The organism is Mesorhizobium sp. M7A.F.Ca.MR.362.00.0.0, from assembly GCF_004023175.1.
GTDB lineage: Bacteria > Pseudomonadota > Alphaproteobacteria > Rhizobiales > Rhizobiaceae > Mesorhizobium.
In genome coordinates, this window is record NZ_RZTF01000270.1 from 1 (window position 1) to 6,085 (window position 6,085).

At 63.2% G+C, this 6,085-nt stretch carries 8 protein-coding genes and 1 pseudogene; 5 read left to right on the plus strand and 4 right to left on the minus strand.

Annotated features, from left to right (window positions below):
- Window positions 1–97: 97 nt before the first annotated feature.
- On the minus strand, window positions 98–502 hold the full coding sequence (locus EOC06_RS26055) for a cupin domain-containing protein (protein ID WP_127270638.1): 405 nt from the start codon (window positions 500–502) through the stop codon (window positions 98–100).
- Window positions 503–644: 142 nt separating this feature from the next.
- Here EOC06_RS26055 and EOC06_RS26060 point away from each other — a divergent pair, with 142 nt between their 5' ends.
- Window positions 645–1,745 (plus strand): ATP-binding cassette domain-containing protein, encoded by a 1,101-nt coding sequence (locus EOC06_RS26060; protein WP_128309128.1) that lies wholly within the window; start codon window positions 645–647, stop codon window positions 1,743–1,745.
- A gap of 52 nt (window positions 1,746–1,797) precedes the next feature.
- On the opposite strand, the gene EOC06_RS26065 is transcribed toward EOC06_RS26060, so the two are convergent.
- Window positions 1,798–3,204, minus strand: coding sequence for an ATP-binding protein (locus EOC06_RS26065; protein WP_127397491.1), 1,407 nt, complete (start codon window positions 3,202–3,204; stop codon window positions 1,798–1,800).
- Entirely contained in the window at window positions 3,201–3,917 is a 717-nt protein-coding gene (locus EOC06_RS26070; RefSeq protein ID WP_027039421.1) for a response regulator, read from the minus strand. The genes EOC06_RS26065 and EOC06_RS26070 overlap by 4 nt, the downstream gene beginning before the upstream one ends.
- Window positions 3,918–4,146: 229 nt before the next feature.
- Between EOC06_RS26070 and EOC06_RS26075 the strand changes: the two genes are divergently transcribed.
- The 4 genes from EOC06_RS26075 (at window position 4,147) to clpS (ending at window position 5,848) form a co-directional block, all read left to right on the plus strand.
- Window positions 4,147–4,449, plus strand: coding sequence for a hypothetical protein (locus EOC06_RS26075; protein ID WP_024504541.1), 303 nt, complete (start codon window positions 4,147–4,149; stop codon window positions 4,447–4,449).
- A 39-nt stretch (window positions 4,450–4,488) separates the two neighbouring features.
- Complete coding sequence (locus EOC06_RS26080) at window positions 4,489–4,722, plus strand: hypothetical protein (RefSeq protein ID WP_128309129.1); 234 nt, start codon at window positions 4,489–4,491, stop codon at window positions 4,720–4,722.
- A 215-nt stretch (window positions 4,723–4,937) separates the two neighbouring features.
- Complete coding sequence (locus EOC06_RS26085) at window positions 4,938–5,303, plus strand: hypothetical protein (protein ID WP_127266561.1); 366 nt, start codon at window positions 4,938–4,940, stop codon at window positions 5,301–5,303.
- Window positions 5,304–5,542: 239 nt separating this feature from the next.
- A complete protein-coding gene (gene clpS / locus EOC06_RS26090; protein ID WP_023809857.1) occupies window positions 5,543–5,848 on the plus strand; it encodes an ATP-dependent Clp protease adapter ClpS in 306 nt (101 codons plus the stop codon).
- 2 nt (window positions 5,849–5,850) lie between these two features.
- On the opposite strand, the pseudogene EOC06_RS43545 reads toward clpS, so the two are convergent.
- Window positions 5,851–6,085, minus strand: a pseudogene (locus EOC06_RS43545) (hypothetical protein); the annotation flags it as partial.

Sequence of the window (6,085 nt, forward strand, 5' to 3'; positions counted from 1 at the left end):
CCGTCACTATACGGGGAGAAGTGCCCGGCAGGGCGATGAGGGGCAGCGCAAACCTCGGGCAATTGACCGGTGGGATCCTAGCCCGTCGATACCGGCTTCAGGCGACCAGTGCATCCAGTTCCGGCAGCAGGACGACGCTTTCCTGTTCGTTGGGATCGGTGCGGGCAATGACGGCCGAAGACGGGGCGCTGCTCAGATTGGCCGGCAGATGCGGCACGCCGGCCGGAATGTAGAAGAGGTCGCCGGCCTTGACGACGATATGATGCTCGAGCCGGTCGCCGTACCAGGTGTGGACTTCGCCGGAGAGCACGTAGATCGCCGTCTCGTGGCTCTCATGCATATGCGCCTTGGCGCGTGCGCCGGGCGGCATGGTGAGCATGTGCATGCAGATGCCGGAGGCGCCGACGGTCTCGGCGGCGATGCCGGCGAAATAGGTCAATCCCTGCTTGCCTTCATAAGTGCTTTCAGGGCGGATAAGATGACAGGTGGGTTTGGGCGACATCGGGGAAACTCCGGGCGTCGATCGAGTGGGACAAGGTCAGTGGGACAGGGCCAAATGGGACAGGATAAGTGGAAAACAACATCGCGATAAAAGCAATCGGATTCCAGCCGCCGCAGGGACGGAAACAGGCAGGCGGCAGCCGATGACGGGGACTTCGCCAGCCGTCGTCGCGGCAAGCAAACTCGGACTGACCTTCCAGACCAATGACGGGCCGGTGCAGGCGCTGTCAAACGTCGATCTCACCATCGGCAAGGGGGAGTTCGTCTCCTTCATCGGCCCTTCGGGCTGCGGCAAGACCACGTTGCTGCGCGTCATCGCCGATCTGGAGAAGCCGACCTCGGGGACGATTTCGGTCAATGGCATGACAGCAGAGCAGGCGCGCGAGAAACGCGCCTATGGCTATGTCTTTCAGGCCGCCGCGCTGTTTCCGTGGCGGACGATCGAGCGCAATGTCGGGCTGCCGCTGGAGATCATGGGCCTGTCCAAGGCGGAGCAAGGCGAGCGTATCAAGCGCACGCTCGAGCTCGTCAACCTCTCTGGCTTCGAGAAGAAATATCCCTGGCAGCTCTCGGGCGGCATGCAGCAGCGCGTCGGCCTGGCGCGGGCCTTCGCCACCGAGGCGCCGATCCTGCTGATGGACGAGCCGTTCTCGGCGCTCGACCCGCTGATCCGCACCAAGCTGCAGGACGAATTGCTGCAGCTGCAGGCCGAATTGAAGAAGACCATCATCTTCGTCAGCCACGACCTCGAGGAAGCGCTGAAGATCGGTTCCCACATCACCATCATGGAGGGTGGGCGCATCGTGCAAACCGGCGCGCCGGAGGACATCGTGCTGCGGCCCGCCAACGATTATGTCCGCGACTTCATCGCCAATGTGAACCCGCTGTCGGTGCTGACCGCCTGGAACGTGATGCGCGACCGTCGCGATCTGGAGCACGGCAAGGACGGCTGGGTGTGGCTCGACCGCCGCAAGACAACGCGCTTCAAGATCGATGATCACGGGCTTGTGGCGGCGGCCGAACGCGATGGCAAGCCGGCGGTCTGGGTGTCGTGCGCCGACGTCGAAGGCCAATCCGAAGAAGCCGCGCAAGTGTTCTGGGCCAATCCGGGCACCTCGCTGAAAACCGTGATGCTGGCCATGCACCGTTCGCAGACCGCTCCTGTGGCGCTGTTCGACGATCAGTCGCGCTTCGTCGGCGCCATCGGTATCCGCGATGTGCTGAGCGCGGTGCTGCGGCGGTAGGTTCTTCGGAACCAACGGCGACGAGGCGCGGCGACCAATCGCACCTCTTTTTTTAAGCCGCCAGCGGCAGGCGCAGTTGCGTCAGCAGGCCGCCGCCCGGGTTGTTGGACAATCGGATCTCGCCGCCGGCGGCGCGCGCGATGTTGCGGGCGATGGTCAGGCCGAGGCCCAGACCGCCGGTCTGGCGGTTGCGCGATTGTTCGAGGCGCACGAACGAGCCGAACACGGCGTCGATCTGTGCCTGCGGTATCCCGGGCCCTTCATCGCGGATGGTGAGCAGGATCATGTCTTCCGACCGGCGCAGCGAAAGATGCGCCTTCTTGCCGTAGGTGACCGCGTTCTGCACCAGATTGGTGACACAGCGCTTGAGCGCGACCGGCCGCGCCATGCAGATCAGCCCGCGCGAACGGGTCTCGTCGTCGAACGATACGTCGTCATAGCCGTCGGCGATCGATTCCACGAGCGACCAGAAATCGATGCGTTCGTTCTTTTCCTCGGTCACTTCGAAGGTGGCGAAGTCGATCACCGAGCTGGCGATGCCCTCGACATCGGCGAGGTCGTGCGCCAATGCCTCGCGGACCGCCGATTTGCGCAACAGCTCCAGGCGCAGGCGCATCCTGGTCATCGGCGTGCGCAGATCATGCGCCAATGCCGCCGCCAGATGTTCGCGGTCCTCGACATATTCGCGCAACCTTGCCTGCATGGCGTTAATCGCCTTGGCGGCGGCACGGACCTCGCGGCTGCCGCTCTCGGCGATCGGCGGGCTCTTTAGATCCTTGCCGATCCGGTTCACGGCGGTTTCCATCATCCGGTAGGGCGCCGTCAGCCGGCGCAGCGACCAGATCGACATGATCACCACCAGCCCTGCGATCAGCGAATAGAGCGGCAGGCTGTCGAAGCTCAGGATCGGGCCGACCGGCGTGATCGGCTCGGTGAAGTTCAGCCATTGGCCGTCGGCGAAGCGCAGCGAGGCCGTCAGCTTGTCGCTCTGGGCGAAGTCGGCGGCCAATACCAGAAGGTCGCGCTCGACCTGGCCGATGTCGGGTCCCGGGGCCGTGCCGTCCGCGTCATCGGCCTCGCGCGTCGCCGGATCGCGGCGTACGCGTGCATCGGTGATGCCGAATTTCGACAGCCTGCCGACGAGGATGTCTTCGAGTTCGGCCAGTTCGTCGTCACCGGCGATCGACGAAGTGACCGCCGGTGTGTCCGAAACGGTGAGCGCATAGGTTGAATTGAACAGGCCGCTCGCCGTCGCCTTGCGCTCGTCCGGACTGGCGTCATGCATGAGCTGCACCAGCGAGAAGGCACGGTCGTTGAGCCGGTAGAGGTCGACGACGTCGTTGGCGGCGGCGCGGTCGCGCGACACGATGTAGAGGGTCGCGACCTGGCTGATCAGCAGGCCGGCAATGACGATCAGCAGCACCCAGACAGGCAAGGTCTGCGGCAGGAAACGTCTCATTCGGAGGTCGTCTCGGGCAGGAACTGGTAGCCGCCGCTGCGCACGGTCAGGATCAGCTTGGGCGTCTTCGGGTCGTCTTCCATCTTGCGTCGCAACCGGCTGACCAGGATGTCGATGCTGCGGTCGAAGGAATAGTCGCTGTCGCCGCCGGACAGCTCGATGAGCTGGTCGCGGGTCAGCACGCGCTGCGCGCTCTTGACGAAGGTCTGCAGCAGGTTGAATTCGGCCATGGTCAGCTCGACCCTGACATCGTCGGGTGCGATCAGCCGGCGCCGAGCACAATCCATCGTCCAGCCGGCGAAGCGGTAGATCTGCTTGGTGGAGGCGCGCTTGGGCTCGGCGGCGCCATTGCGCCTGAGCACGGCGCGGATACGCGCCAAAAGCTCGCGCGGATCGAATGGTTTGGGCACATAGTCGTCGGCGCCCATTTCCAGGCCGACGACGCGGTCTGTCGTCTCGGTGACGGCGGTCAGCATGATGATCGGCGTCGAATACTGGGCGCGCAGGTCGCGGCACAGCTCCAGCCCGCTTTTGCCGGGCAGCATCACGTCGAGGACGATGAGGTCCACCTGGACGCGCCGCAGGATGGTCTCCATCTCGATGCCGTCGGCGGCAACCGAGGTGTGCAGGCCCCGCTTCTGGAAGAATTCCTGCAGCAGGTCGCGAATACCCTTGTCGTCGTCGACGATCAGTATGTGTGCGTCGGATTTCACAGCAGCCCTGTCATTGTTGCCAAGCCCTTCTGTCGCAACCCACACGATAGAATTCAGGCCATATGTTGGCCAGTGGCTATGATGGGTTCACACCGGCTTTCTCAGACACACTCCAGAAACAAAATTCTACAGTTCAGAAAAACTCCTGAAAAATTTCAAAGGCATAACTGGTCTCGTGGCGGTCAGGTCATCGGCTGCGACGCTAGTCTCCGGGTTTACGGATAAACCGATGCCAAGGTTGTCGATCAGTTTGTTGGGTGCGTTGCTGGGCTTCTGCCTGGTCACTGCCGCTGTCGGACAATCGGACGCAAAGGCCACGCTCACAACCCGGAGCGAACGGTGCGCCAATCTCAGCCACCAATTTGATGAAGCCCTCGAAACCCATGCCACGGCAACGCAGGTCACCGCGGCAAAGGCACTTCAGAGAAAGGGCAACCGGTACTGCGCCGCCAAGAAACAGGCGCAGGGCATCCGGATGCTCGCCAATGCTTTGAAGCTGCTTGGAGTGACGCCGAACGACCCGGTTCAGTAGCACTCAGAAACTTGACCCGCATAAAAAGGAAACGAAGCCATGAAAAAGTCCATCCTCTCCGCCACCGGTCTCGCCGTCGCTCTCGCTTTCGCGATGCCGGCTCTCGGCAACGCCGCCGCCACCACGACCGCTGCTCCGGCTGCTTCGACGACCACAGCTCCGGCGACTGCCGCTCCGGCCAAGGCTGCTCCGAAGAAGGTCGTCAAGAAGACCGTCAAGAAGCACAAGAAGTCTGCCGAGAAGGCCGTCAAGAAGGACGCCCCGAAGACCTGATAAGGTCCGGCACAAAATGCCGGCCTGTTGACCAAGGCCGCTCCAGCTGGTTTCGGCTGGAGCGGACTTCTTCCTGTCCGAACCGCTGAAGCCCTGACGTTGGCGATGAAGCGGGTCGATGGGCTCAACTGATCTTGACGAAGTCTGGCACCGGCAGCTTCCGCCTCGACTGACACTTAACCCGTTTGCAACGCCGACGGTGTAGGACAATCCGCATGAAGAAGCGGCTTTCGTCCATTTTGCGCTCGATGGTGATCGGCGGCCTGGTTGCCACCGGCGTCGCCAGGGTGCTGATCCTGTTCACCGCCAGCCCGGTGCCCGATCCGGCCACCGGACGCACCGAGCCTTCGCTGTTCGCGCCTGCGATTTCCACCAACTGGGACTACATCACGCCGGCACAGACCTGGCTGCTGATCGTGCTGACAGGCGCGACGTTGATCTGCGTCGCCGCGTGGCCGATCACGGTCTGGCTGGAACGCCGGGCGGATGCGGGTGGAAACCGCTTTCACCCCGATATCCGGCCCGCCACGACCGCGCGGCAGATTCCCAGCCGTCGCATGTTCGGCCGCCAGGGCCGTTGAACGGCAACCGACACTTTCCCACATGATTGTGAATGGCCGCGTCGGCGGACACTGGTTTTCGCGCGTCGACCAAAATGGACGACCGCTTTCGCTGGTGCCAGAATGGCGGCAGGGTTGCTACGCCAGAGCAATTCACCGTTTCGTGGAAACGGCGAACCGTTCTGATCCTTTGTCTTGACGCAATTCCGGGCGGAAACCGTTTTACACTTTTCCTGGAATTGCTCTAACTGTCGGTTCCAATGCCTGAAATCACCACAAAACCGCGCGTCCAGGTCAAGCCGCAGGTCGAACGGCCAAAGCTCTACAAGGTCATCCTCATCAATGACGATTTCACGCCGCGCGAATTCGTCGTGACGGTGCTGAAGGGTGAGTTCAAACTCAGCGAAGACCAGGCGCATCGGGTGATGATCACCGCGCATCGTCGCGGCGTCTGCGTCGTCGCCGTGTTCACCAGGGATGTCGCCGAGACCAAGGCGACGCGCGCCACCGATGCCGGCAAGGCCAAGGGCTATCCGCTGATGTTCACGACGGAGCCGGAGGAGTAGCTCTACCGTCCTTCGCGGTACCACATCGAACCCATTGCCAGAAGCAGCAGGCCGAGGCCGAGGAAGCCGCCGAACAGCGGCACGCGCGAGACGGCCTTGAGCACGCTGTCGTCCGTGGTGCGCAGTCCGATCCAGTCGTTGCCGGACGCGGCACCAGCCGAGCGCACAGGCACGATGGAGGGTAGCGTCACGTCGCTGCCAAGGGCTGTGGACGACGCCAGCCGGCGCACGCTGCCG

Coding starts and splice junctions, on each gene's coding strand:
- EOC06_RS26055 (WP_127270638.1), bottom strand. CDS start 502: ATGTCGCCCAAACCCACCTGTCATCTTATCCGCCCTGAAAGCACTTAT.
- EOC06_RS26060 (WP_128309128.1), top strand. CDS start 645: ATGACGGGGACTTCGCCAGCCGTCGTCGCGGCAAGCAAACTCGGACTG.
- EOC06_RS26065 (WP_127397491.1), bottom strand. CDS start 3,204: ATGAGACGTTTCCTGCCGCAGACCTTGCCTGTCTGGGTGCTGCTGATC.
- EOC06_RS26075 (WP_024504541.1), top strand. CDS start 4,147: ATGCCAAGGTTGTCGATCAGTTTGTTGGGTGCGTTGCTGGGCTTCTGC.
- EOC06_RS26080 (WP_128309129.1), top strand. CDS start 4,489: ATGAAAAAGTCCATCCTCTCCGCCACCGGTCTCGCCGTCGCTCTCGCT.
- EOC06_RS26085 (WP_127266561.1), top strand. CDS start 4,938: ATGAAGAAGCGGCTTTCGTCCATTTTGCGCTCGATGGTGATCGGCGGC.
- clpS (WP_023809857.1), top strand. CDS start 5,543: ATGCCTGAAATCACCACAAAACCGCGCGTCCAGGTCAAGCCGCAGGTC.